The 25,718-nt window shown below is 39.9% G+C and carries 25 protein-coding genes and 1 rRNA gene; 20 read left to right on the forward strand and 6 right to left on the reverse strand.

The window, feature by feature from the left end; all coding sequences use genetic code 11:
* The first annotated feature begins 4 nt into the window (after nucleotides 1-4).
* The 4 genes from rrf to ABMY35_RS08185 all read left to right on the forward strand — a co-directional run bounded on the left by rrf (nucleotide 5) and on the right by ABMY35_RS08185 (nucleotide 2,959).
* A 5S ribosomal RNA gene (gene rrf, locus ABMY35_RS08170) occupies nucleotides 5-118 on the forward strand.
* 249 nt (nucleotides 119-367) lie between these two features.
* The gene (locus ABMY35_RS08175; RefSeq protein ID WP_349285748.1) at nucleotides 368-1,006 is read left to right on the forward strand and encodes a glycoside hydrolase family 19 protein; all 639 of its coding nucleotides are present in this window, start codon (nucleotides 368-370) and stop codon (nucleotides 1,004-1,006) included.
* A complete protein-coding gene (locus tag ABMY35_RS08180; RefSeq protein WP_349285749.1) occupies nucleotides 1,003-1,824 on the forward strand; it encodes a lamin tail domain-containing protein in 822 nt (273 codons plus the stop codon). The genes ABMY35_RS08175 and ABMY35_RS08180 overlap by 4 nt, the downstream gene beginning before the upstream one ends.
* Nucleotides 1,825-1,855: 31 nt before the next feature.
* Complete coding sequence (locus ABMY35_RS08185; RefSeq protein ID WP_349285750.1) at nucleotides 1,856-2,959, forward strand: hypothetical protein; 1,104 nt, start codon at nucleotides 1,856-1,858, stop codon at nucleotides 2,957-2,959.
* 49 nt (nucleotides 2,960-3,008) lie between these two features.
* Here ABMY35_RS08185 and ABMY35_RS08190 read toward each other — a convergent pair whose 3' ends face one another.
* Complete coding sequence (locus ABMY35_RS08190) at nucleotides 3,009-3,266, reverse strand: hypothetical protein (protein ID WP_349285751.1); 258 nt, start codon at nucleotides 3,264-3,266, stop codon at nucleotides 3,009-3,011.
* 116 nt (nucleotides 3,267-3,382) lie between these two features.
* Here ABMY35_RS08190 and ABMY35_RS08195 point away from each other — a divergent pair, with 116 nt between their 5' ends.
* The 6 genes from ABMY35_RS08195 (at nucleotide 3,383) to ABMY35_RS08220 (ending at nucleotide 8,451) form a co-directional block, all read left to right on the forward strand.
* On the forward strand, nucleotides 3,383-4,378 hold the full coding sequence (locus ABMY35_RS08195; RefSeq protein ID WP_349285752.1) for a hypothetical protein: 996 nt from the start codon (nucleotides 3,383-3,385) through the stop codon (nucleotides 4,376-4,378).
* Nucleotide 4,379: 1 nt separating this feature from the next.
* Nucleotides 4,380-4,817 (forward strand): hypothetical protein, encoded by a 438-nt coding sequence (locus ABMY35_RS08200; RefSeq protein WP_349285753.1) that lies wholly within the window; start codon nucleotides 4,380-4,382, stop codon nucleotides 4,815-4,817.
* A gap of 15 nt (nucleotides 4,818-4,832) precedes the next feature.
* Entirely contained in the window at nucleotides 4,833-5,135 is a 303-nt protein-coding gene (locus ABMY35_RS08205; RefSeq protein WP_058029318.1) for a hypothetical protein, read from the forward strand.
* Between the two features lie 55 nt (nucleotides 5,136-5,190).
* Complete coding sequence (locus ABMY35_RS08210; protein WP_349285754.1) at nucleotides 5,191-6,369, forward strand: hypothetical protein; 1,179 nt, start codon at nucleotides 5,191-5,193, stop codon at nucleotides 6,367-6,369.
* Nucleotides 6,370-6,463: 94 nt separating this feature from the next.
* Entirely contained in the window at nucleotides 6,464-7,168 is a 705-nt protein-coding gene (locus ABMY35_RS08215; protein ID WP_349285755.1) for a hypothetical protein, read from the forward strand.
* A 65-nt stretch (nucleotides 7,169-7,233) separates the two neighbouring features.
* Nucleotides 7,234-8,451, forward strand: coding sequence for a hypothetical protein (locus ABMY35_RS08220; RefSeq protein ID WP_349285756.1), 1,218 nt, complete (start codon nucleotides 7,234-7,236; stop codon nucleotides 8,449-8,451).
* Between the two features lie 130 nt (nucleotides 8,452-8,581).
* Here the strand turns inward: ABMY35_RS08220 and ABMY35_RS08225 are convergent, their stop codons facing one another.
* A complete protein-coding gene (locus ABMY35_RS08225; RefSeq protein WP_349285757.1) occupies nucleotides 8,582-8,797 on the reverse strand; it encodes a hypothetical protein in 216 nt (71 codons plus the stop codon).
* Between the two features lie 555 nt (nucleotides 8,798-9,352).
* On the opposite strand from ABMY35_RS08225, the gene ABMY35_RS08230 reads away from it, so the two are divergent.
* On the forward strand, nucleotides 9,353-9,475 hold the full coding sequence (locus ABMY35_RS08230; protein WP_349285758.1) for a hypothetical protein: 123 nt from the start codon (nucleotides 9,353-9,355) through the stop codon (nucleotides 9,473-9,475).
* A 35-nt stretch (nucleotides 9,476-9,510) separates the two neighbouring features.
* A complete protein-coding gene (locus ABMY35_RS08235; RefSeq protein WP_349285759.1) occupies nucleotides 9,511-10,500 on the forward strand; it encodes a hypothetical protein in 990 nt (329 codons plus the stop codon).
* A gap of 22 nt (nucleotides 10,501-10,522) precedes the next feature.
* On the opposite strand, the gene ABMY35_RS08240 is transcribed toward ABMY35_RS08235, so the two are convergent.
* Nucleotides 10,523-10,990, reverse strand: a complete 468-nt coding sequence (locus ABMY35_RS08240) for an Lrp/AsnC family transcriptional regulator (RefSeq protein ID WP_349285760.1) — start codon at nucleotides 10,988-10,990, stop codon at nucleotides 10,523-10,525.
* 138 nt (nucleotides 10,991-11,128) lie between these two features.
* On the opposite strand from ABMY35_RS08240, the gene ABMY35_RS08245 reads away from it, so the two are divergent.
* Both ABMY35_RS08245 and ABMY35_RS08250 read left to right on the forward strand, forming a co-directional pair.
* Nucleotides 11,129-12,301: a monodechloroaminopyrrolnitrin synthase PrnB family protein gene (locus tag ABMY35_RS08245; RefSeq protein WP_349285761.1), complete on the forward strand. Its 1,173-nt coding sequence runs from the start codon at nucleotides 11,129-11,131 to the stop codon at nucleotides 12,299-12,301.
* 4 nt (nucleotides 12,302-12,305) lie between these two features.
* The gene (locus tag ABMY35_RS08250) at nucleotides 12,306-13,400 is read left to right on the forward strand and encodes an aminotransferase class V-fold PLP-dependent enzyme (protein WP_349285762.1); all 1,095 of its coding nucleotides are present in this window, start codon (nucleotides 12,306-12,308) and stop codon (nucleotides 13,398-13,400) included.
* Nucleotides 13,401-13,481: 81 nt separating this feature from the next.
* Here the strand turns inward: ABMY35_RS08250 and ABMY35_RS08255 are convergent, their stop codons facing one another.
* Nucleotides 13,482-13,826: a hypothetical protein gene (locus ABMY35_RS08255; protein WP_130256660.1), complete on the reverse strand. Its 345-nt coding sequence runs from the start codon at nucleotides 13,824-13,826 to the stop codon at nucleotides 13,482-13,484.
* A 222-nt stretch (nucleotides 13,827-14,048) separates the two neighbouring features.
* Here ABMY35_RS08255 and ABMY35_RS08260 point away from each other — a divergent pair, with 222 nt between their 5' ends.
* Nucleotides 14,049-15,164, forward strand: a complete 1,116-nt coding sequence (locus ABMY35_RS08260) for a serine hydrolase domain-containing protein (RefSeq protein WP_349285763.1) — start codon at nucleotides 14,049-14,051, stop codon at nucleotides 15,162-15,164.
* Nucleotides 15,165-15,184: 20 nt separating this feature from the next.
* Here the strand turns inward: ABMY35_RS08260 and ABMY35_RS08265 are convergent, their stop codons facing one another.
* Together ABMY35_RS08265 and ABMY35_RS08270 are read right to left on the reverse strand one after the other, a co-directional pair.
* Nucleotides 15,185-16,195 (reverse strand): hypothetical protein, encoded by a 1,011-nt coding sequence (locus ABMY35_RS08265; RefSeq protein WP_349285764.1) that lies wholly within the window; start codon nucleotides 16,193-16,195, stop codon nucleotides 15,185-15,187.
* Nucleotides 16,196-16,384: 189 nt separating this feature from the next.
* On the reverse strand, nucleotides 16,385-16,915 hold the full coding sequence (locus ABMY35_RS08270) for a sigma-70 family RNA polymerase sigma factor (protein WP_349285765.1): 531 nt from the start codon (nucleotides 16,913-16,915) through the stop codon (nucleotides 16,385-16,387).
* Nucleotides 16,916-17,234: 319 nt separating this feature from the next.
* Here ABMY35_RS08270 and ABMY35_RS08275 point away from each other — a divergent pair, with 319 nt between their 5' ends.
* The 5 genes from ABMY35_RS08275 to dhbA are packed head-to-tail and all read left to right on the forward strand — an operon-like array spanning nucleotide 17,235 to nucleotide 25,716.
* Nucleotides 17,235-18,887, forward strand: a complete 1,653-nt coding sequence (locus ABMY35_RS08275) for a (2,3-dihydroxybenzoyl)adenylate synthase (protein WP_349285766.1) — start codon at nucleotides 17,235-17,237, stop codon at nucleotides 18,885-18,887.
* Nucleotides 18,888-18,902: 15 nt separating this feature from the next.
* Nucleotides 18,903-19,802, forward strand: coding sequence for an isochorismatase family protein (locus ABMY35_RS08280; protein ID WP_349285767.1), 900 nt, complete (start codon nucleotides 18,903-18,905; stop codon nucleotides 19,800-19,802).
* Nucleotides 19,799-24,124 (forward strand): amino acid adenylation domain-containing protein, encoded by a 4,326-nt coding sequence (locus ABMY35_RS08285; RefSeq protein ID WP_349285768.1) that lies wholly within the window; start codon nucleotides 19,799-19,801, stop codon nucleotides 24,122-24,124. Before ABMY35_RS08280 ends, ABMY35_RS08285 begins: the two co-directional genes overlap by 4 nt.
* Nucleotides 24,121-24,942 (forward strand): siderophore-interacting protein, encoded by an 822-nt coding sequence (locus tag ABMY35_RS08290; RefSeq protein ID WP_138632413.1) that lies wholly within the window; start codon nucleotides 24,121-24,123, stop codon nucleotides 24,940-24,942. The genes ABMY35_RS08285 and ABMY35_RS08290 overlap by 4 nt, the downstream gene beginning before the upstream one ends.
* Nucleotides 24,943-25,716: a 2,3-dihydro-2,3-dihydroxybenzoate dehydrogenase gene (dhbA, locus tag ABMY35_RS08295; RefSeq protein ID WP_349285769.1), complete on the forward strand. Its 774-nt coding sequence runs from the start codon at nucleotides 24,943-24,945 to the stop codon at nucleotides 25,714-25,716.
* The last annotated feature ends 2 nt before the right edge of the window (nucleotides 25,717-25,718 follow it).

The raw sequence follows: 25,718 nt of genomic DNA on the forward strand, positions 1-25,718 counted from the left end.
TTTGCTTGGTGACCATAGCGTTTTGGAACCACCTGACTCCATGCCGAACTCAGAAGTGAAACGAAACAGCGTCGATGATAGTGTGGGTCTCCCATGTGAAAGTAGAACATTGCCAAGCACCTATTTAGAGAAAGCCCGATTCGAAAGAGTCGGGCTTTTTTGCTTTAAGTCTCTCTGCAATAGATAAAATGGCTCACTTCACCTTGCGCAAAGCAAATGTACTCGCCTTGCTCGCTGTCATTAACTTTGCACTGCTTCACTATCGGTAACCTTTTGCACCATTAACCCGAATCTATCCTTGTTTTCACTGAGTCCGAATTTATGGCTCAGGCATAGTAATAACATCCATTAAAACAAGGAAACTGTGATGAATATAGACTTCGACATGCTGCGTCATATCATGCCTCAGGCTAAAGACAACGACATCCAACACTACTTACCAGCTATCCAAAACAGATTAGCTACTTTTGATATTAATACCCCGTTACGTGTTGCACATTTCATTGCGCAAATTGCTCATGAAAGTGGTCAGTTCAAATATAAGGTTGAAAACCTAAACTATAGTGCGAGAGCATTGCGATTGGTGTTCGGTAAATACTTTCAAACAGATGAAATAGCTGAACAATATGCGAGAAATCAAGAAAAAATTGCAAATGTTGTGTATGCCAATCGCATGGGTAATGGTGATATAGGCTCTGGTGATGGCTGGAAATATCGAGGGCGAGGCTTAATACAGCTAACTGGTAAAGAGAACTATCGAGCCTGTGGGAATGCCATAGGGTTGCCGCTTGTTGAGCAACCAGATGGTCTCGCAAACGATCCAAATGCGGCGGTGATGACTGCATGTTATTTTTGGCATAGTCGTCACCTAAATCAGTATGCAGATCAGGATGACCTAAAGTCGATTACGAAGCGCATAAATGGTGGTTACCATGGTCTTGAAGAGCGGGCCAAGTTTCTTAATAGAGCAAAGCAGTATCTTGAGATTCAAGGAGCGGATGTATGAGTAACTTCACTTTAGATGACTTGGAAAAAGCACAATCTCTTGTATTCAGTAAAGACAAACTTCGTACTTGGCAGCAGTTAAGTGAGTTGCTGACTGCACAATTAGATACTGTAAAAAAAGAGCCGGATCCATTTTCTACTTGGTGGAATACTAACTTTGCGCTCTTTAGTTCAGTCCAAGTACAGATTAGTGCAGTAAATGCTGGTTTTGCGTCTTTCGAAGATGAGTATATTGAAATAAGTAACTTAGGACCTTCTATTATTGATTTATCAGGATGGCGATTGAATGCGGGCTCTGAAGGGCAAGATTATGATTTCAACAAACACACTTTGCTATTTCCACAAGATGTTATCCGTGTTTATACCAATCGTGAAAATGCCTATAGCTTTGATAGTCGCCGACCCATTCTAAATAATAAAGGGGATACGGTTTCTCTTTATGACAATCAAAGTAATCTGGTGAGTTGTTATGCTTATGGCCGAGATGCGCATCATGATGTTGGGATCACACATATCTTTTTTGACGGTAATGACCCGAAGAAAGAATCCGATGAATATATAGAGATCGGCAATTTAGGTAATCATATTATTGATCTGAGCCTTTGGGAAATTACTTCTAATGGAAGACAGAGATTTCAATTCCCTGTGGGTAGCAAGCTGATGCCTCATTCTGAACTTAGGGTGTATACCAATCAGATTAACGAGTCTACTGGTGGGTTCTCGTTTAATAGCAATAGAGCAATTTGGAATAATAACGGTGATGTTGGCAGGCTATTCGATTATCAAAAAGTATTGGTTTCAGAATATGCGTATGCATAGAGGGAGGGGCTAAGTGCCCCTTAGTTTATTAATGCGAAAGAAAAAACCAGAGCAAATAGTGAATAAACCCAGCCAAGATATTGTCACCCTAGTCGACGATGCATTGCAGTTACTCAATTATATGTCTCGAGAGGGCGCCATTGAGCTAGATGAGCGTATTGCCAAAAATGTTGTTGAAGCTAAGTTTAAGGTCCAGAGCGGTACTTGGCAGGTTGAAGACGAAACCTTATTCCTTTTGAACTATGATGCATTATCAAAAGCTGTTCACCCAGTCACAGTTGAAAGTATTCAATCAGTTATACCAAATGAGAGAGCTGAAAAAAGAGCACTTACAAAAGCAGAAAGTGCAGTTGCTTGGTATCGTCGTTATGCCTTATTGGCGCTTGTTTCTTTATTGATTATTCAGGTGTACTATTTATTCGGAGCTAACCTAAATAGCAATTTAAAGCATGCCTTTACTGAAAAAGCGCGGATTACACTCAAGTTGGAAACACTGCCTGCAAACAGCCTTGCGAATGAGTACACACAACTTAATCAGGCGCTAGAGACCCTTGAGCAGCAGTTTGATGCGAACTATAGCCTGTTAAAGTCTTGGAACAGCATTTGGATGTTGGGGTTTAGTTTTAACCCAAATTTACCTGATTACAATCAGTTGTCTTTTCAGCTTAGGGCAGAGCAATTGAGCTTGAGCGACCCTGAACTGAAGGTAAAACAACAGCAGCTTCAGCTAGAGCAAGCCCATTACTTGTCTCAGCTAACCTTCTTCGAACATGACTTATTTTCAGACTCTATTTTAAATGTGTTGCAAAGTTATATTCTGCCTTTGCTCTATGGCTTACTCGGCGCATTTATCTTTGTGCTTAGAGATCTTCTTCGTGAGATAAAATCTCTTACATTTACTTATGATGACGAAATACGTTATCGCTTAAGGTTACCCCTAGGCTCATTGGCTGGCATGATTGTTGGTTGGTTCTTGAAACCTGAAGAGGCAGGTTTAGGTGCTTCGTTATCACCTATGGCTTTAGCTTTTCTTATGGGCTATCACGTGGAGATATTGTTTGCGATGATGGACAAAGCGATCGCTAATATTCGTAAACAACTCGAGCCAAATCAAACGACCCCTCAATCTAAGTAAGACAGGGTTGGATAAATTGAAACTATCTAACCCTTGTCATTTAAACTGGCTACTTGTCAAAGAAAGCGGCAAGTTGCTGGTTTAATTTATCTTGCTCTTGTTTAAGTTTTCCTAGCGTAACAAGTCCAACTAATGACCCTTTTAAGCAAACTTGCACTTTTTGTTTTTGGCTAAAGTGTTTGGCTTTGAACTTGGGTTTAATTTTTTTGGGTTTATAGACTTTTAGTGTGCAGACAATTGCACTTATTAATGCTTTTTGGCTCATTTTTATTTCCTTACTTTCTCCTCCAGCATGTCTGAAATACATATTTAAAACACAGGCAATAAAGCGATTCTATTTGCGTTAATGCCACCGAGTTTTCTGTTCAAGGGTACTTTAAATTTAAGCTTTCAATCTAAGTTCTCAAACAAGTAAGGAATATCATGGAACATGAAAAGCATTTTGAGGCCGAGGGCTTTGAACGGCTAAATGTCTTGGAAAACAGAAGTACAGATCTTCATGAGAAGCTGCTCAAACAAGGTCAAGCTATGGCACATTTTGCTTTGCAAAAGGGGTTAGCTGTGCCAAGTAAGCTGGTAGAGCAACTCCAACAGGAGCAAACTCACACAGACATTGTCAGTTTAACAAAAGCACATAATCAGTTAGCTGAACTCGTCACGCCAGCAATGCCAGAAACAATTTTAATGATGGCCCAAGAGCAAGAAAAACAAACATGGTTTTTGTTTTTAGGCAGAGTGCCACTTATACGCAAAATGATGTTAGTGGCAATCATCTCTTTGGTTACGCTGATTAGCCTGAGTCTGTCCTCATATATTAACAACGATAATATGGTGGCCAGCATGTTCGATATGGAAGGTGCTCGCCTTTTGTATGTGCAAGCGATATTGCTTGCCTCTGCGGCCATTGGCGCCTCGTTCTCAGCTTTGTTTAAAGCAAACAGCTATGTGACTGCAGGATGCTTTGATGCCAAATACGAGAGCTCTTATTGGGTTCGATTTGTGGTTGGTTTAATCTCAGGCATTATTTTGACTCAGCTTATTCCTATTAATTTAGATGCTGTAGCCAAAACCGCAGAGCAGAGCGCGGGTATGGGCGGCGGAATGAGTCATGCTGCTTTGAAAATTACCATGGCTTTGGTGGGCGGCTTTTCGGCCAACTTGGTTTATACCATCCTCGATAGAATAGTTGATACCGCACAGTCGTTTATCTCACCGCAACAACCAGAAGATCTAGAAACCGTCAAACAGAGCTTATTAAATCAATTTAAGTCTGAACAGCTTGAATATGAAGCGCATCTTTCACAAGAACTTATGGCGATTCAGCAACAAGTTGCGAGTTCCCCCTCTATGTCGAGTGCTGATTTCCAGCAGTTACTCAGTCAGTACTTAGCAAAGATAATCCGCAATGAGGAGAAGTAATATGGTTAAGTCTTGGTTAAAAGTACTGGTAGTGATTGGTAGCTTGTTGATTCTCAGCATGGCCTCAGGCTGTGCACTGCAAATGGTATCAAGTTTTGATAGGCAAACTGAGCAGCAGATCATGGATGTCGCTAAAAAAGTCGATAGATTTTATGTACAGCTGAGTGAGCTGCCAAAAGAGAAGCGCACCTTTCACTTTAGTCAGAGTACATATCTCAATATTGAAGTTGAGTTATCAGCCCTACTTATGCGTCAAAAAGTCAGAGAATTAAATGAGTTAACAACCAAGCAGGTGGAAATAACCCAAAATCTTTGGCTACAAGATAAAAAACAGCATCAGCAAGCAAATAGCATTTCAGACTTTTTGATCAAAACGCGCAAGCAGCAGTATCAGCGACTTTTTCTTGCCATGATCCGTGGCGAACAAGCAAAACAGTAATAAAAGGACAACCTTATGAACATAAATGATTTATACAAACAGATGTTAGACACCGCGTTGAATGTCGTTGGTGATGAAGCACAGCAAATGTCAGGGCCTTTGCAGAAAGCCTTGAATGCGCAGAAAGCATCAATTGAAGCTTTAGCGCAGGCTAAACTAAATGGCGAGATAAATGAAGATGAGTTTACAGCTGAACTAGAACGAGAAAAAGCGATTTTGGAGGTTGAACTTATCACTTTAGAAATCATAGCTAAAGCGACGGTCCAAAAAGCCATTAATGCCGCCATGTCATGTTTAACCTCTGCACTAGCTCGTTAAGTTATGATGTTGTATCCGTCGAAGTGTTATGCACTTCGATGGTGAGGAGTTTACAATGACAGATAAAAAAAAGCGCCAGCAAGCGACTAGAGTCAGGATCATTCGACCATTCAAGTTTGCGCCTATCAGAGTAGTAAGAATCACCCAGCGTTCAGCAACGGATAACGGCCAATCTTCTAGCCTCAAAAAACACGATGTATTAGAAGCTGAGAAGACGCATGTTGAAGATGATTTAACAAAAGAACCACAAGATGGTTTGGAACTAGAAAAACAAAATGATAATAGCGATGCAGAGCAACCTGTTGAAACAGACGCACCGCTGGCACATTTTGACAGCGCTGCAAACCCCTATGCATTCTATGTCGCACAAATCCCCACTATGTTGTGCAGTTTACCCTCGGAGGCCATGAGTTCTGTTAGTAATAGTGATAACGACAGAACACGTTCACTAACCGATGAAGTTCAAAATGCTCAGTATGACAAACAACTAGAAAGGCCAGAACCAGAGAGGGTAGAGTTAAACGAGCAAAGCCAGCTGGAAAAACAAACTTATGAATCTAATTTTGGAATGCCACAAGAAGATATTCAACAAGCTCGCTTTGGTGGACAACCAGATGAGAAACGGAGTAAAGAGTTAAAACACAAACTTAATACCACGCATATTGAAGGTTCAGAAGAGCAAGTAAATATCACCGCTCCGCTTATTGCAAACAAGTTGCAGATAAGCCTGGGAGAGCTCACCTTTTGGCTAAGTAGTCCGAGGGAGGTAGTTAACAGCGTCATTACAGAAGACCTCGATAAGGTTTTACCTTTATTAAAACAAACCAGTAATATTCAATCACTGACTTTTGCTCATGTGCTACATGCTTATCAACAAAATGTATTTACTGAGGCGCAAGCATGGTCTATTGAGCAGATGATAGCGCGATTAATATCCAAGTCAGCAAAAGAGCAAATTAGTTTAACTACCTTGTTGGCATTAGCCGCACAAGCTAAAGACGAAGACTATACCTTTGTGCAATGGATACAAAAGGGAAAAAGCAAATCGTTATTTAAGCCGTTGAGTGCTTTCACTCAAGCAGATTATCTTGATGAATTGAAAGACTCGGCTCCTAACCATTTTTTCTACGCCCCTTTCACTCTGTCTCTTGAATACTTAAATGAATGCTTAGTTGCTCATCAACAACGCTGGCAAACATGGCTCCGTCAACCTCTAGTTAAAAGTGTAATTTAGCCTGACTAATTAGGCTTTTAACCCAAGTGACTTAGTTAGGATATTTTTAAACTCATTCAGACACAAATGACATATTAATCGTGGAGTTTTCTGAATGACTAAACTAGTTTTTTGCTCTTGCGTTGCAGCAGATGGCCGCAAGTTTGCATTTTTAACCGACCAACCTGAAGTCGAAGAGCTGTTTGATAATGGCTATAAGGTCGCCTACAAAGATAGAGATGGACGTGATACCCCTGAGTTATTAGCACATTGGCGCAGTGCGATAACCGTAGAATCAAAAGAGTTCAGTTTGCTACCTGAAGACGACCAAATCCCAGACATTGTGCAGAGTGCGTTCAATACCATGCTGTCTCACCTAGTGAAGGGGATTGATGTTTTCTTCTGTGATTACAACTTAGGCGTCGAAGGCGACTTACCTATGTGTAATCAAGTGATGGATGAATTTAAGTCGACAGACTTTGTGTTGTTCTCATGTGCAGACATTGTTGGCAATGACCCCACAGTGCAACCTTATATGGTGTCGTATTGTGCACCTCGTTATAAGCAAGGTAGCAAGGTTGCACAGCAGCATCGTATTTATTGTAAAACAGATCCATTTGCGTTTTGCCAAGCCATAAACGCCATCGTTGTGCAACGTCAAAAAGATGATTTAACTGGTGGTCATATTCGTAGCGATCTAGACCCTTATATCAATGAATCTCCAATAGACAAAGATACGGCAGATCAAGTGCTTAATAGATTTGTAGAATCGCTGCGTAGTAGCAACCCAGATACCGTTGCGATTGGGTATAACGGTTAATAACGGCTAGCGCCGCCAGCACTTAAAAAGGTTTTTTGAGTAAAGGGCGGCCTAAAAGGATTTTTATGGATCAGCAATTTCATTATTACGCAACGCTTGTAGCCGGGATCATGGCGGGTATGCCTTTAAATGATGCCAGAGAGTTAGCCTATTATTGTTACGGGACAAGCCAGCAGTTCGCTAACTCTGAGCAGACCGAATCTTGGCAGTTTAACGACTACAGTTTTAAGCCAATTGTGGCCCGTAAAGGTCAGTCAGAACTGCGTTATGGACCGAATAACTGTGCTTTAGCATTTGAGGAGTTCCCGGCGATGGAAACTTCGTCAAATAGCGAGTACTCTGCATCAAGTAAAGTCACCGTGTGTAAAGTGGGCTCTAGTACTTCGGTGAATAACATGGCGCAACACAATACGCAATTTGCACAAACACAGTGTTTTTACAACCCGTTGACCGACGTAGATTGGCAAGGGGGAGGAGATTTAAAGCATCACTTTAAGCAGCGTTTGGCCCATAGAGCCTCGCAGCAAACTCAAAGCGTAAAAACGCAATATGAGCTTCAAGCGCAGCAAGTTCAGAGCAAGATATTTGACTCAGAAGCGATTTCAGAACCTGACGATGCACTGTCGTTATTGAAGCCACTAGAGAACAGTAAATTCATTCACAAAGCCATCAATGATGTGATTTACAAACAGCGTTATCACGACCAGGTGCGCTCAGCGCCTCTGGCATTGCTTGGTTGTCGTTTGTTCGTACTGCAACAAAGTTGGTCTGCTCCTCATTCAACCCAGTCACTATTGCATGCGTGGTTGAATACCTGGTTGGCCATTTATAGCTTTAAGCAAAACAGGCCCATGCCGCAAACAGCGCCTTGGGAATTATTTAGCTCACAACCAGGGAGCGGTCAGTTTTATGAAAAACTGGAGCAATGTTTAGAGGAGTTAAATCGAAAACGTTATGGCGAAGCTGTTTGGTTAGCGCTTATTACTGAAGCTTGCTCATCTCAGCAGCAAAGCACAAATTTTGATAAGTTACCTTTGTTGCTGCTTTATGGTTTAGCATTAAGGCCCGCGTATTTATTAGACCAAGCACAGAATTTAGCGGGCGGTGACAAAGAGTTTGTTATTCACAATCTAAATGGCTTTAAGCAAAGTCAGTTCTACCAATTAAATTTGGCAGCGCACTATCATTGTGATTGGTTAGCTAGACAACTCGCCTGTAAAGGCTTGAGTGCTTTTAACACCCAACAGTCTTTAGGTAACTTATCGCTTTGGAGAGAGAAATGAGGTTATTTGAATTATTTATCGTGCTCTGGTTATTGTTTTTAACGTTATATACTTTTGTACCGAGCTTTAAAATGATGGTTGATATGCTTTTAATTTAATTGGTAGTGTCATTTGACACTACCAAAAAAAACTAAAGGCATGTACCCGCTTCTACTAGAACTTTGTTTTTCGTAGTTTCACCAGTAATGACAGCTTTTCGATTAAAACAGGGAAAGTGTAACGTGCCAACTACCTTACCGTTTTCATCAACATAGTTATAGATGCGAAAATCCCAGTAGCCCGCTACGGCAGAAAATGAAAGTACAATTGTTGCGGTTGCAAGAGAGGCTAAAACTAACTTCTTCATAAAATGTCCTTTTATATATTAGATTAATAACAAGCTTGAATATGATCGGTAAAGCAAGGCTTGGCACTTAAGCAATCGCGAAAAGTTTCTTGACCATGGCAGTTGTATTCAAAGGTATTACAAAAAGTATAAAAGCTCGGTCTTACACCCCCACCTTGCACTTGAGGCGTTTGCTGTATGTTTAGGGTGTTTGTTGTAGAGAGACTTTTAAGGCTGGATTTTTTTAAACGTATTTTCATAACTTTCCTTATTTTTGTTAATTAAAGGTTAAAATTAACATTCTGCTTCAACAAGGTCAATTTTCGTTCTATAAAAATTATAGCTAAAGGCCAAGAAGTTCGTCTGTAAATTTAATCAGTTTCCCCGATTCATTTTCATGGCTTAAGCACACAATAGCATTCCAACCAGTTAAAGGAGTAGCGACATTCAGCATAAGCAGAATTCGTTCCGCGCAAGGATGCGGCCTTTGTTGGCACTTCCCAAAACGCAGGTTTGGCCGCTCTGTTGAGCGGTCTTTTTTCAAGCTTCTTCGTGTATTTAAAAGGTACTTAAATCATGATCGATAAAGGAAATAATGAGACTAACCAGACCCTAAAAACAGGGTTATTAAACAAAACTAAAAGCCATTTAAAGGGGCTTGTGCTTGGAGGGCTTGGGGTTGTGTCTGCGGCACAGTAACCGTATGGCAAATCTACTTTGTAGAAACGTCCGAGGTGGCTATTGATATCACTTCAATCAGTCGAATTGAATCGGCTCATTTTAAGGTTGCCCTTGATACCGATGAGCTGCAAATGCTAGAGCCTTACATTCCTGAAAACTTGTTGTATGAATTTAATCACTTGGGGCAAAGGGGCGATAAAATTGATTTTCCTGAATTCTCTCTTGGCACTCTATTTACTGCTTATGATAAAGCAAAACAAGACCTTAAAAATATCTCAATCACAAAAACGAAATTACAACAAAGCGTGGAGCGAATAGACGCTTATTTAGATCCTGCCAATCAACAGTATCCGTTGGATGAGTTTCGTGTCAGCGAGTTAAAAAGCTGGGATTTGAGTAATCACATTGATGACGCCGAAGCACAGTATTTTGAGAACCAAGTGTTAGCTATTACACGAGATTATTCGCAGATGGAATTTAATGCCCAAGCAGAGCCTGCACTCAATCTGTCGGCATTGGCATTTCTGCTTAATGATGTAAAAGAAGATATAACCGATGTGATCCGTGAGTCGAATAATCGCCATGAACGTTTAAGAGATGATATTCGCAATATCGAAACACAATTACAAAAACTAAAAGATCAGCAATTTGAGCAAAATACGTTTTTTACTGTGGACGCAGTGGTGTCAAACTCGGGTAGAGCAAGCACATCGCTGCGGCCTTTAGCACTGATGCGAGTACAAATTAGTGATAACAACTATGTTGATATTCGCCCAGAGCAGCAACGTAACTCAGAGCAATCTGAGTTACTACCATCTTCTTCCAATACGTTGAGCTATCGCTCATTAGAGCTATATTCTTTTCCGAGTGAAAAGCAGGCATTGATCAACACCTTATGGGGCAGCACTGGGCGCGTGCAAATGTATACGATGGACACTCAGCAAAATGCATTCAGTTCAAATCAAATTACTTTTGTCGATAATCGAAATCAAAAAGTCATTTTAGATAAACTAAAAGAAGTGGCCTCAAAGCAAATGCAGTAACTTATTAATTAGGCGAAAATTTTTACGGCGTTTTCAAAGGCAACTGATTGCGCGAGAAAGTCTGTTTTAACACTACGGTGGATTCAATCGCTGCGATACTGCTGATCTGTCCCAACGATTTTTTCACGAAGCTTTCGTAGTGGCTTAAATCTATGGCGACTATTTTCAACAAATAATCATAACTGCCTGTGATCACCGAGCATTCCATTACTTGCTCAAGGGCTTCTACTTCGTTTTCAAACTCATCGGCGAGCTTATCAGTATTGGCGTTTAGCCTGACTAGGGCATACACCAAAATCGATAGGTTAAGCTTTTCTCGGTCTAGAATGGCCTGATAGCCCTTAATAATGCCTTCTTGCTCCAGTTTCTTTATCCTTCTAAGGCAAGGGGTGTCAGATAAATTAACCTGTTGTGCCACTTCAGTGGTTGTCATTCGGCCACGATACTGTAATAGGTCTAAAATGGCTAAATCTTTACTATCAACACGCATGTTAGTTAATTCCACTAATTTTTATTGCTATTTTATTAAATATCACTCATTGGGGGCGGAATAATCAAGTTTATTGGTGAATTTTTATCACAGCCTACTGCTACTATTAATTTATCAATACCAATAAGAATAAAAATTATGACAGCATGTACACGAGAGTTTGATGTTTGGATCCGTAGTTCATTCTGCGAGATAAACTCACAGCTCGAAACCTTATATTGGCAGCAAGAAGACAAAGCGAATGTCGAACATATCGGTGAAGCATTAAAGCAACAATTGCAGGCCGAAGGCACAGAGTTGATCAAAGCTTTAGTTGCTGAAGGTAATACCGATGAAGGGTTCGATAATGCCTTTGATTTACTAGGCAATGTTGGCCTCTATATGGCAGCTTGCAGACGCCATGAAATAACTGAGCCGAGCCGAGAGCGTACTTCACCCTTAGTTGAAGCCTCTACATTAGCCATGCACATTGGCGCGTCGATAGGTGTCACGCCACGTTTTGCCACCGCGCATTTAACGACACACAACACCGCGGTAAATGGAGTGTATAAACGCTTTACCGATCTCGCAGACGAAAAAACCTTCGTTGATTACAACACCAAGGGTATTCTGGCCTATAAACGCGCTGCTGACGCCTTGTTAAAAATCTTACCGCTGGGCGTATCGCACCCAATCACGGGCGATTTATTAAAAGTTGCTAAATTTGCACTGCAAGATGTGATTGACTCTAACCAAGAGTTGTTTGATAAGCTCGACACAGACCGATTTTTTTACTGTGTAAGACCTTATTACAAACCACATAGAGTGGGTTCTCAGGTTTATCGTGGTGCCAATGCTGGAGACTTTGCTGGTATTAATGTGATTGATATGCTGCTCGGGTTATGTGTTGCCAATGAGCCCAGTTATTCACAAATGCTGGTAGATAAATTCTTGTATATGATGCCAGAAGATCAGCAAATTTTGCGTGATTGTATGCGACGCACAAGTTTGATGGATTTATTTTTAAACCTTGAAAGCCAGCACAGCGCTTCTTGGTATCAAGAGAATGTGTCATTATTTTTAGAAGTGTGTGAGTTACACGGAAAAGGCGCTACTCAGCACCATAATCAACTGGTTGAAAAGTATATTGCGCAGCCTTCAAACTCAATGTCAGAGCAACACCTAGATAAAGTAACAGCCAGCGGCCCGCCACTGTCAGTCTTACTTGGCTCACTCGAAAAACTTCGAGACCGTCGCGCCGCCAATCAGCGAGAGGACATTTTTACTCGTTATCACGATATTCAAAAACTCAAAGCCATGTTAAGCAGATAACCAGATGAAACAAGATTTTGTATTACCGAGTGAAGCGTACTTATTGAATCACTCGGTTGGAAGACCACTAAAAAGTGCCGAAACCCATTTTAAACAAAGCTATTTATCACCATGGCAAGATTCGGGCAGGGAGCCTTGGCAAGCTTGGCTGGCCATTATTACTGAGTTTCAACAAGCGTTGGGCCGACTTTTTAACTCATCATCTATGCAGTTCTGCCCTCAAGTTAATTTATCGAGTGGACTTACAAAACTCATTATGGCGTTGCCTGAACTAAACGAAAATAGTGTTGTTTTAATGAGTGCGCAAGACTTCCCAAGTATGGGATTTGCGATGCAAAAGGCCCTCCCTGACGGGGCGATAATTCGCTATATTCCCGAACACAAAGACATCACGAAAATTGACGTTTGGCAGCAACATTTAACTGCCGATGTCGATTTGGTTTTTGTTAGTCAAGCCTACTCAAATACCGGGCAGCTCGCGCCAGTCAATGACATTGTAAAGCTTGCTAAAGCCAATCATACATTAAGCATTATTGATGTTGCGCAATCTGCTGGGATTATTCCTCTAAATTTAACCGACCTTGATGCCGATTTTATGATTGGTTCAAGCGTAAAGTGGTTATGTGGTGGCCCAGGGGCCGCCTATTTGTGGCTTAACAGTAAGCATATTGAGCGATTAGCGCCAAAAGATGTAGGCTGGTTTTCTCATGAAAACCCGTTTGAGTTCGATATTCACCACTTTGCTTATCACGATAGCGCTTTAAAGTTCTGGGGCGGTACACCCAGTGTTGCCCCTTTTGCTTTTGCTTCGCACAGCATTGACTATTTTTCTAAGCTTGGCGATAAGCTCAGGAAGCATAATCAAGACTTAATAGACTTACTGATCCAACATTTGGGCGAACAAGTGGTTTCACCCCACGATAGAAATCACCGCAGCGGGACTGTGATTATAAATCCGAAAATGGGAGTAGAAACAGCTTTAACTGAATGTGCTAAAGATGGAATAAGCATAGATGCTAGAGCACATGGATTGCGTGTTTCACCGCATATTTATAATGACGAAAGCGATATTTTAAAGCTATTGGCAGTGTTAAAGTAGAGCACTTCTTATTAAAGTTATGAATGTGTAGTTGCTCAATAAGTATAGGTTTATTGAGCAACTTTCTAGAAAGCTTAAAGTTTACTCACCATGTGTTTCATGGAAGTGATTGCCATGTTGGTGGTGCCAGTGACCATCGTGTTTATATTCTACTCGCCCATTTTCGATACGCTGTTTATGACCACATTCTAAACTGTGTGCATGTTTGTGCTTCTTATGCGTTTCAGTTAACGCTTCATGAGTATGCCCTGCGTGGGTGTGGTGATCATGACCATCATGATTATAATCAAAATGGTCAATATGCCACTCTGAGGCATGCCCGCATTTGGCATTATGCATATGTTTATGGTCATTATGTTCTTTGTGCTCACCGGCTATCACAGACCCTGCTAAAAGTAATGTCGAAAACAAAATAGTATTTCTCATCCTAATTTCCTTAAGTGGTTTTCAAATACCATTTTATATTTGCTTATATGATGAAAATGTCAAATTAAACAGTATGTTATAAGGTATCAGGTTCAACTTCGATTTGTTGAAAAAATAAGTTCTTTTGCTTGAGTTTTCAACACTTTGTTACAAACAATCAGTTGCTAACTACAAAAAAAAATATGTAATTTTATTTAATTTTTTAATAACTCAAGGATAGTTATGAAAAGCAAACTTATCGCATTGGCTGTATCCGGTTTAATAGCAAGTACATCTTCACAAGCGACTTCGCTTAACAAAACAGAAATCGATAATGTGTTTTCAGAGATCAAATCAACCAGCCCTGGTTGTAGTGTGGGCGTGATCAAAGATGGAAAACTCATTCACAAAGCAGGCTATGGTTTAGCAAATATGGAGCTAAACGTGCCCCTTGATGGCTCACATGTTCACCGTATTGCGTCTGTTTCCAAGCAGTTTACAGGGATGGCAGTCTTATTACTTGCCGATGAAGGTAAAATTAATTTAAATGCTGATATTCGTAAATATCTACCTGAGCTTAGAGATTACAAAGAATCAGTAACGATTAATGCGATGTTAGGTCATTTTTCAGGCATGGGAGATTATGATTTTGTCGATGCAGAGCTAGACAAAGACGCCTTCAAACTTAAATCGACCATGGGTGGAGAATTCCGCTTAGGTAAAGAAGACTATCTAACCATTGAAGAGTTTTACGATTACGTAAAAACTATGCCTCTTAGAAATAAGCCTAATCAAGAGTTTAGTTATAGTAATTACGCTTACTTCTTATTATCTATGCTGGTGGAGCGCGTTTCTGGTGAAAGCTTAAGAGAGTACAGTGATGCTCGCATTTTTAAACCGCTAGGGATGAGCAATACCTTTTTCAGTGATGAACCAACAGAAATTGTCAAAAACCGTGCTGATGGTTACAGCAAAAATAAAGAGGGTGAATACTTTACCAATATGACCAATCTGTTTTGGGTTGGTGATGGCGGGTTACACACCACAGTTGAAGATATGGCTAAATGGGACGCCTATTTTTATAACCCTAAATTAGGTAATGATCCTGCAAAGCTGCTTAGGCAGTTTATGCGTCCAAACAGTGTTGAGATCACCATGGAAGGGCGTAAATATGCAAACGGACAATTTATTGGTGAAAAGGACGGTGTTGAAATTGTTTATCACAGCGGTGGTTGGCTTGGCACAGTGACAAACTACGAGCGCATACCAGAGAAAAATTATGCTTCGATTGTGTTTTGTAATGACACTTCAGTAGACATAGCAGAGCTAGTTGACGGTTTGCGTAAATTAGTTTTATAAATTTGGTCACAAGGCCATTTTTATGGCCTTTTAACTTCCTTTGTTTGTTCTAAATCTTCACACCATGGAGCCCCTAAATTCGCTTCTAAAATGGGTTCTTTAGGCTGCCTTTGTTGTTCAGGAGTGAGCAAGCTTTCTAGTTTCATCGTCTGTAATAATAAGCGAATATTTTCATTGGCATCGTCATTTTTAAAAAGGCGTAAAAGCAATTCAGCAAACTCTTTTGTTTTTAACTGTGTATTATCTTTGAGTTTGATGGCAGTGTAGGCCATGTCTAAAAAGTTAATAAAATCAGTTTGTTCAATATGAAATTGTTGTAATTTAACCTCTATGCCTTGACGGTATTGTTTGAATGTTGAGAGGTCTTTTGCCATCAATGCAGCTGTCATAATACTAAACTTTAAGCGAGTCTCATCCCTGAGCTTATTCTGTGATTTGAATAGTGTGAGGGCTTTTTGATAGTGTTTAATCGCATCTTCAGTCTTGTTTAAGTGCAGAGCAAAATTGCCTGTGGTGATGTAAATACCAGCACGGATCTCCTTGTCTAATACTGTATATTCAATAGAGTTTAGCAAGCTATATCCAAGAGCAGGCTGATTTTGAATACGATAAGCTGCGGCAATATTACTCTTTAAAGCTGCAATATAATTGGCATTTTCAGTCTTGGTCATTGCACACTGGAAATGTGCAATTGCATCATCTAATTGATTGTTAATCCGATAAATGATCCCTATGTCATTTATAATCTGAAGCGCTTTTTTTTCAGTAACCGGGGTAAACTCATCGTGTTTGATGGTGTTTAAAATATCTAAGAAAGTATTAATGTCTTTTGTATCTATAGCGGCTCTGATTGCAATGCGATGATATTGAAGTGCATCAAGCGTAAACTCATTAGTAATATGTTTTGCTTTTTTCTTATAGTCTAAAAGTGCCCGCTGCGGATTGTTTTTTTCTAATTCGATAAAACTCGTCAACACTTCAGGCGTGATCAAGGCGCTAGATATTGCAATCAGTGAAAAGAGTAAGTTCATTACAATGACCAGGTTAATACTATATTCTTATGTATTGTAAACGCTATGTTTTGTATAGGGAATGCTAAAATCTAAAAATTAAACGTGATATTTAGGTGAGCATCCAGTGCTTAAATATAAAAACTGGATGCTTATTTTAAAGACAAAAAATGAATTCAATGACTCAGTCTTAGAACTTTAGTGAGCAGCCTAATGTGTGATAGCTCTTTTGCAAGTGGTTACCACTTCTTGAAGTGTGAAATTGACTAACGTTGGAGAAATTGCACATATTTTAGCAATTTCGTTTTGCTTATATCCGCCTCTTTTGTATAAGCTTAATATATGCTGATGCCGATTAGATAGGCGGTTTACTGCTTGTACTATACGTTTATTAAGTTTCTGTTTAATATAGTTTTCTTCAAGATTTCCTTGCTCATCAGTAAATTGAAGGTACTCAGTATTTTCAATACTTATCCAATTCTCTTTATTCTTTTTTCTCAACATATCAATCGCAATATTTTTGGCTGTTTGATAGCAATATGCGGAGTGATTAGATACAGAGTCAACTGGTTCACACATGTGAGAAAGCCTAATGAATGTTTCTTGTAGAGCATCTTCAGCTAGGTGTTGACAGTTCAATATTGAAGTTAGATAAGTTATTAATTTCCTTCTTTGTATTTCAATTATTTTTGACCAATGTTGATCTGCTTTTGGCAAATCTTTAGTTCGAGCAACAGTCATTCTACTTCCTTAAATAAACCGCTAATGTAAATTATTATCATTTAGATCCTAATTCTCATCATTTCCTTGTGTCAATGAAAAAATTCATAAATTGTTGCGGTTTTGTAACTTGTAACTTGTAACTCTTAATTTTGACCTTGATAAAAAACTTTAAAAAACCTCTAAATTTTTTGTGAAATGATTCGTCTTTAGGTTGTTATAAAAAAGATAGCGTAGTTTTTTATCTGTAACAGGTTGATTTTTAAATTATTTTTGTTTTTTTGTTCATTCTGAATTTTATTGAAAGTTAATTTTGAAATTTATTTTTGAAAGGGTTGTCATGTTAAACAGTTGTATCAAATGGTCTGATGAAGAAGCTAAGCTGTATCGTAGTCGTGGCTATTGGATTGATGAAGAGCTATGTCAAATATTAGAGCGTCAAGTTCAAAACTCGCCTACGAAAATAGCTGTTATAGACAATGGCATAGAAAAAACTTATGGCTGTTTAGATAAAGAATCAACCCGATTAGCTGGATATTTAGCTAAGCAAGGGCTCAAAGCAGGCGATACTGCAATTGTCCAATTACCTAATTGTTACGAATTTTATATTGTATTTTTCGCATTGCAAAAATTAGCAATTTTACCTGTAAATGCGCTTATGAATCACAATGAATTAGAGCTTGCTCATTATGCTGGTGCGCTTAATCCTTCCCTAGTCATTGCCGATGCAACACATTCATTATTTCAAAATGATTCTTTTTTTAAAAAATTGCAAAATGATTCATCAAACCTTAGCCATGTTTTACTGAGAGGAAATACTGATTGGGCCCCCAATATCAGTAAAAAGTTATATGCATCTGCAAGCTTTGATGATTTTGAATCTGTGCCATTTCGTAAGCACAATGCTGAAAATGTTGCTTTTTTCCAACTTTCGGGCGGTAGCACCGGCACTCCCAAGTTAATTCCCAGAACACATAATGATTACTTCTATAGCGTCAGGCAGAGTGTTGAAATATGTCAATGGAATGAAAATACACGATACTTGTGTGCACTTCCTGCAGCGCACAACTTTCCATTAAGTTCACCTGGGGCGTTGGGTGTATTTTATGCCGGCGGCACTTTAATTTGTGCATCAAACCCGTCTCCAAGTAGTTGCTTCCCTTTGATTTCAGCTCACCAAGTTAACTGGACTTCACTGGTTCCGCCAGCTGTAGCACTTTGGTTGGACTCTCATGAGAGAAGTCATCACGACCTTAGTTCACTCAAAGTCATTCAAGTTGGGGGCGCAAAATTGAGTGCGACTTTGGCAATCAAGTTAGAAAATGAGTTCAAGGTAATACTTCAGCAAGTTTTTGGTATGGCTGAAGGCTTGGTTAATTATACGAGATTAAATGACAATGACTGGGTAAGACATAACACTCAGGGCAGGCCTATGAGTGAAGCTGACGTTATCAAAATTGTAGATGAAAATAATCAGCCTGTTTCCCAAAATGAGGTTGGCTTGTTAACGACAAAAGGACCATATACTTTCAAAGGGTATCTAAATGCAAAGTTGCATAATTTAACAGCCTTTACGGAAGATGGTTTTTATTGCAGTGGTGATCTTGTCAAGTTGAGTAAATGTGGGAACATCATTGTAGAAGGTCGTGATAAAGACCAAATAAATAAAGGTGGTGAAAAAATCGCCGCTGAGGAAGTTGAAAATCAATTACTCGCTCACCCTGATGTGCACGATTGTGCCGTAGTCGCAATGCCTGATCACCTTCTAGGTGAGAGAGTATGCGCATTTGTTGTTAAACGTGAAAATAATAGAGATGCATTAACCAAAGTTGCTTTGAATCGCTTTATTCGAAGCAAAGGCTTAGCAGACTATAAGTATCCTGATCGATTTGAATTTATTAGCGCTTTACCGAAAACAAAGGTTGGTAAAGTCGACAAACGTGCACTTCGCGAACATATCAAAAACCTACTTGCTCCAATTAAAAGCGTTTAATAAGGAATAGAAATTATGGCGATCCCTCGCATTCAATCATATGCGTTACCTCAATGCTGCCCAGAAAATAAGACAAATTGGCAAGTCGACCCTGATAAGGCTGTCCTATTAGTTCATGATATGCAGTCTTACTTTGTTAATTTTTACGATGTTGAAGGTGAACTCGTAAAGAAACTAGTTAAGCATATAGATGCACTGATATCGGCTGCTCGTGCCGCTAACATTCCGGTTATTTATACAGCTCAACCTGCTGATCAAAAGCCTGAGGACAGAGCATTGCTTACTGACTTTTGGGGCAGTGGGTTAACAAATCGAGACACCAGTATTCTTTCAACGATTGCGCCAAAAGATAGTGACAAGGTGTATACCAAGTGGCGTTATAGTGCGTTCAAAAGAAGCAGTTTGCTGGATGACATGAAAGCACAAGGAAGAGATCAACTGTTGATTTGTGGGATTTACGCACATATCGGAATTTTATCGACCGCATTAGATGCTTTCATGTATGACATAAAAGCATTTGTGGTTGCAGATGCAATCGCTGACTTTAGCCTTGAAGAACACCTACAGGCTATAGGGTATATTTCTTCACGATGCGGTCAAGTTGCACTTTTAGAAGACTTAAAAGAAAGCTTAAGCGTTGATCATGAAGATCGAAACAATCATAGAGACCTAGTATCAATACCATCTCTACAGTGTGCGGTTGCAGAGATTTTAAATATAGAGGTAGATGAGGTCGATCCTGAAGAAAATTTATTATACCTAGGTTTAGACTCTATAAGAGTAATGACTTTATTAGAGAAATGGCGCGCTCAAGGTATCAATATAACTTTAGAGCAGCTCGCTGAAGGTGCTTCAATTCGCGATTGGCATGAAATCATGCAAACTAGATCTCAGTTAGAGGCTGTGATTGCATGATAAAAAAGTCTTTAACTGCAGCGCAATTAGGTATTTGGCTTGGCCAAGCTAAACACGCTGGTAGTGTTCGGTACAATACCGCCGAGTATATTGAATTAAATACAGCTGTGAACGCTGAATTATTTCTGCTGGCAGCTGCTAGGGTTTTACAAGAAACATCATCGTTAAACGTGAGCTTCGAGCAAAACCAAGGTTTACCAGTTCAAAGCATATTGAATGCGGTTGAACGAACGGCTAAACATGGAGATTACCTAGACCTATCAAACCAAAGTGAGCCAATTATTGCTGCAGAGCAATTTTTAGCTCAGTGGCAAATGCACCCTTATGATTTAAGTAAGGGAGATTTGTACCGTCACATCTTGATCCGTATTAATAGTAATAAGTTTTTGTGGGCTTTGGGAGCGCATCATATCGCGCTGGATGGGTTTAGTTTTTCATTAATAACTAATCGTGTGTTAAATGCTTATGAAGGGAATGAGGTTGTCTCTGACATAGCGCAATATGAGGCTTTAATAGATGAAGACATAAAATATAAAAATAGCAATGCTTACCAAAAGGATGAGAATTATTGGACTGAAGAACTCAGTTTTTTTGGCAATGCAGTCACTTTGACGCAACAACCGCTTAACGGTAATGCGGAAAAGCTAAAAGTAACCGCATTTATAGATAAGTCGCAACTGACGAGTTTGGACACGCTCGCAAAAGAAAAAAACAGTAATTGGTCAGAACTACTTTTTACAGCTGTTAGTTACCTAACTTATCAACAAACAGGCGTCGAAAAAACCATCATTGGTATGCCTGTTGCCAATCGCATTGCTTCTAAAGCTGCCAATACACCTTGTATGCACATGAATATAGTACCAATTAAGGTGTTGTTTAGTGAGTGTGTTGATTTTGCTGAGTTACTCGTCCAAGTAAGTAAAAGGCTCCAAAAGGCAAGGCGACATTTTCGCTTTAGATATGAAAATCTAAGAGCTAAAAGCAATGAGGGTCTTATCCCTAAACGTCTTTTTGGTCCTGTTGTTAACATTTTACCTTTTGAGCGTAATGCAACGTGTGAAGGGAGTCGAGTTGTTAATCATCCATTATCTGCTGGGCCGGTTGAAGATATTGCTTTCATTTTTATTATGCAGAGTAATAGTAGTGTCCGTTTTGAAATAGAAGCAAATCAGAGCGGTTATAGCTGTGAAGATTTGATTGGGTTGCAAAAAACATTCATAACACTTTTAGATGACCTTACATCGCAACTATCACAGCCTTTAAGAGTAACGAGATCAGATTTTGCTTTATGTTCGGCTCAAAAAGCGCCAGATGATAGCAATGTTTTAGAAAGCTTATTTGCACAAGCGAAAGCTTCACCTTCAAAAATTGCATTGCAGAGTATAGAAGGGGAAAGTTTAAGTTACGAACAACTCGTTGAAAAAGTTTCGCATCTGGCAAGCAAATTAGTTCAGATAACGACGCGCTCCGATAGTTGTATTTTGTTGGCCTTACCCCGTAGTCAAAATACCATAATTGCAATGTGGGCAGTCCTATTAGCTGAATGTCGCTTTGTCTTTATCGATATTGATGCACCTTTAAGTCGAAACCGAATGATTATTGAAGACGCCTCTCCAGAATTGGTTTTAGTTGATGCTTCAAGTGCACATTTGACGATTTTCGATGAATTGAACATAACAAAAGTAAGTGTTGATTCAGCTTTAATTGAAGTAAGAGAAGGTGACATACATTTGCCAACTATACTGGCAGATTCTAAACAGGCATATTTGATTTATACATCAGGATCTACGGGTAAGCCAAAAGGTGTACAAATAAGCCAAGGAGCACTCTCAGGTTTTGTAAATGGTGCTAAAACGGCTTACGGCATTAGTCAGGATGATCGCGTATTGCAATTTGCACCATTTCATTTTGATACTTGTATTGAAGAAGTCTTTGTTACTCAAACTTTGGGTGCGACATTAATATTGCGAAATGATGAAATGCTGAATTCATTTGAGTGTTTCATTAGTGAAGTTGAAAGGTTGCAAATAACAGTCTTGGACTTACCTACTGCTTATTGGCATGAGCTTTGTCACTTTGTTTGTGAGACTAAAACGACCATGCCAGCTTCAGTACATACGATTATTATTGGTGGCGAGGCAGTTAACAGACAGCGTGTTGAGTCTTGGTGCCAGCTATTTTCTAACTCAATTAGATTGCTAAATACGTATGGTCCAACAGAGGCCACTGTAGTTGCTACTTTCACCGATTTAAGTACCAATACAAATACCAGCCTTATTGGGCATCCTTTACCGGGTCGTGAGACATTAGTGGTCAGGGAACCGAGACAACTGGCAAAATTTGGAGAGCGAGGCGAGCTTTGGTTATCAGGCGCAGGCTTAGCCAGTGGATATTTGGGCTTAGATAAACAAAACGAAGCGGCATTTGTAAAATTTTGGCATCCAATAAAGCAACACTATATCGATGCATATCGCACAGGTGATGTTGTTCGAATGTTACCTGACGGGCAATTAGAATATATTGGTAGAGCTGACTCTCAATTAAAAATTAGTGGTTATCGAATAGAAATAGGAGAGATAGAAGCTGTGTTGCTTGGCTTGAAAGGGATCCAAGAAGCTGCAGTGACCATTATTAAGGACCCCACTGGAAAGCCAAAAGGGCTTTGCGCTCATATTGTAAGTGAATACGAATGGAATTTAGCTACTTTACGTGAGGCGTTGGCTTTATCTCTACCAAGTGCAATGCTCCCAGGGCAGTATCATAATCATTCATCATTGCCTAAAACACCTGCAAATAAAGTCGACCGTAAACAACTCGAAGGTTTCCAAAGTTACGAAATACTTAATGGCTCTCTTACTGAATTAGAACAAAGCATTGCAGCAGTTTGGCAAGAAGTTTTAGGCATTGAAGTACAAAATGCTGAGGACAACTTTTTTAATATAGGGGGGCAATCACTCCAATGTATTCAAGTTGCAGCTCGGCTGAGCCAGCTATTTAATAAGCAGGTTAGTGTTGCTTTCTTATTTGCACACCCAACTTTAAAAGAGTTGAGTTTCGCATTAGAGAGTAATACTGAAAATCAAAAGCAGGGCTCAAATAGTGTCGCTGCTCAATTAGACAAAGACTTATTAGAGTTCAAAGAAGCGCTGCAATCAGTTACGCCTATTAAGATGAGTTCACGATCTGTTAATAAGGTTTTATTAACGGGCGCTACAGGCTTTGTTGGCGCGCAAATATTAAAGAGCTTATTACTTCAACCTGGTTTGAAAATAGTATGTGCTGTGAGAGCAAACGATATTACGCACGCAAAAGCTAGGCTCCAAAGTGCATTCCAGGCACAGAAAATAGGCTCGATTGACTTTTCTAGGGTCGAGTTTCTACTTACCGATATCGCTAAACCACTTTTAGGTCTTGATGAGCAAGCTTACAATTTACTTGGTCATCAAGTAACTCAAGTGTTACATAACGCCGCACACACGTCTGTTCTGCGAGATTACAAAAGTTTAAAAACAGCCAATGTAACGACGACATCGCAGCTATTGATGTTTGCGAAGAAATTTTCAGCTTCTTTTAATCAGGTATCAACTATTGCAGTAGCACCGACTGATGGTGCGCCCCTTGCTGAAGAGTTTGTTGCGCGACATTCAGGGTTAAATGACGGTTATCAACAATCAAAGTGGTTGTCTGAAGCGATGGTTGAGACGGCAATTCAACAAGGTATCACTTCAAAAATATATAGATTGGCACGTGTGACAGGGTCGCTACTAAGTGGCTATATTAACCAAAACGACTTGGTATGGCGCATTCTTAAGACTGGTTTGAAACATCTTAAATTGCCCCAACTAGCCGTTTTTGAACCCTGGACCCCGGTTGATAAGGTCGCCAAATTTGTGGCAGACCAAACACTACATGGTACGCAAAATAGCGTGTTCAATGTCACCCCTGATACTTTGGTCTCTCTATCACAATTATATTCGTGGTTACAGGAATATGGTTTTGCATTCGAAATTGTCCCTCTGGAAGATTGGTTAAAAACCATTGAGCAATCGAGCGATGAAGATGATTTAGCCATAGCGAGTTTTTTCAGAGCTCAAAGCCAAAAGTCTCATGAACCAATGAAGCTTGAAGCATTTAATCAGAACTTTAAATCGGCAAGTCGTTCGAGCGAGACTCGGTTAGAGTCTCTCACCAAAAGTGATTTAGCTATTTATCTTGATTATGCGTTTGACAGCGGATTAATCAATGTGACGTCTCACTTAGTTGCTTTCCAAAATATAAAAAAATTAATTGCATTTCTAAAACTTGAAAAGGAATTGTCATGACTCAGCGACAGCCTATTAAACCAAGTGGCCCTCGACGCGTTTATTGCGTAGCAAAACGCTATATTACAAAAAACCTTTTACGTATAACTGTTTCTGGTGAGGAGTTATTGGGTTTTCCCGATGGCTATCATGGGGCACATATTAAGCTCTTTTTTGCTAATCGTGAAAGCGGCACTTTAGAGCTACCAGTGCGAGACAAAATGGGCAAAATCAAATGGCCTGACAATAAACCTATCACACGTGCATATACGGTAAGAGCGTACCGTTCTCACAGTAATGAATTGGATATTGACTTTGTAGTACATGGAGATAGTAGCCCAGCATCGGGTTGGGCTGTTAATGCCAAGGTCGGTTCTGAGATTGGTGTTGCAGGTCCAGGTGGTCCTGATCCTCTTCTTGCAAAAGCTGATTGGCACATCTTAGCTGGTGATTTGACCGCAGTTCCCGCGATAAGTGCTTTAGTTGAAGGATTCGAGTCTCATGTTACTGCGAAAGTATTTATAGAGTTAGACAGTTTAGAAGATAAGCATTTTATATCTGCCCCGAGTGGAGTTGAAATTCGCTGGTTCGAGCGCAAGAAAGGCGACTCTACTCAACTGGCAAAAGCAATAGCGAATACAGCGTTCCCAAATAATGCAACATCGATGAGTGCTTTTATTGCTGGTGAAAACAGTGCTGTACTTGCCTGTAGAAAGCAGTTGATTCAGGATTTTGGGCTGAGCAAAAAACAACTCTATGCCATTCCTTATTGGCGACGTGGGCAAGATGAGGAGACTTATCATGAACAGCGTCACGTTATTATGGATGAGGTTTACTAAATGCCTTCACCTAATGAGTTTTACGGAAAAGTAGTTTTAGTCACAGGCGCACATCAAGGAATAGGAAAGGCTGTGGTTGAACTACTGGTTGCTCGTGAAGCGATTGTTGTTGCTGCAGATATTGCTTTTAGCTCTTCCGAGCTTGTTGAGCAAACTGCCAATCTATTTCAAATACATTTAGACGTGTCTAGTCAAGAAAATGTAAATGATGTAGTTGGGGTGGTTGAGGATAAACTGGGCCATATTGAGTATTTAGCCAGTGTCGCTGGTATTTTGCATATGGGCTCAATCTTAAAGCAGGGCAATGCTGAATGGCAAAACACGTTTGCTGTGAATTGCCACGGACCATTTTATCTGTGCCAAGCAGTTGCAAAAAGAATGCAACAGTGCCGCCGAGGTTCAATTGTTGCTGTTGGCAGCAATGCGGCACAAACGCCGAGGATAAACATGGGCAGCTATTGTGCTTCAAAGGCCGCATTAACTGCATTAATTAAAAATCTAGCATTAGAGCTTGCGCCATATAATGTTCGTTGCAATTTAGTCGCCCCTGGGTCGACAGACACCCAGATGCAACAACAACTCTGGCGTGATAAAAGCGGCGCTGCGAAAACCATCGCAGGCGATCTAGAACAATTCAAACTAGGCATACCTCTTGGTCGCATTGCGACACCTATTGATATTGCCAATACCATTTTATTTTTACTCAGCGATCAAGCTAAGCACATTACCATGTCCAATTTATTGGTAGATGGTGGTGCAACGCTGGGACATTAATT

This window comes from Pseudoalteromonas sp. BZB3 (assembly GCF_040104455.1).
Classification (GTDB): Bacteria; Pseudomonadota; Gammaproteobacteria; order Enterobacterales; family Alteromonadaceae; genus Pseudoalteromonas.